This window comes from Halorubrum sp. SP3, from assembly GCF_005435195.1.
GTDB classification, from domain to species: Archaea; Halobacteriota; Halobacteria; order Halobacteriales; family Haloferacaceae; genus Halorubrum; species Halorubrum sodomense.
In genome coordinates this window covers 1-422 of record NZ_SGTU01000418.1, presented here as the reverse complement: position 1 = coordinate 422, position 422 = coordinate 1, and the positions used below count along the sequence as shown (strand labels likewise).

Genomic DNA, 422 nt, shown 5'->3' with positions numbered 1-422 from the left:
CGATAGCGACGAACGATGCTTCGATGACGAGTGTGTCGTAGCTGGCAGCCTGTAGTGCCTCGGCGCCGGCCAGCAAGCGACAGGCCTTCCGCAGCTGGAGGAGAGCGGCATCCTCGACATCAAGCCCAGCTTCGATATCTGTTGGGCGGCGGTCGAACGCGGCTTGTACGTTGTCGATGAGCTGGTCGATTCGCGTACTACTCATTGGCGATGACCTCTTTTCGGAGTGAGTCAAGCTGGTCGCTCCCATACACTGTAATGCCCTCCGCGAAGATGTTATGGAGTTTTGACCCGACTCTCCGTGCGCTCTCGGCGGATTCAACATACGGTTCGAACGCGAATCGGTCACCGTCGAAGCGCTCTGATTGGAGTTCTGCGACGACGTCGGTGACCTGTCGGCGAGCTGTCGTCCGGTCGCCATC

Annotated in this window: 2 pseudogenes; both read right to left on the bottom strand. The window is 59.2% G+C overall.

The annotated features are described in order from the left end of the window. Window positions 1-205: pseudogene (locus EXE42_RS17065) on the bottom strand (hypothetical protein); the annotation flags it as partial. Continuing rightward, window positions 198-422: pseudogene (locus tag EXE42_RS19855) on the bottom strand (DNA polymerase subunit beta); the annotation flags it as partial. The pseudogenes EXE42_RS17065 and EXE42_RS19855, both read right to left, overlap by 8 nt.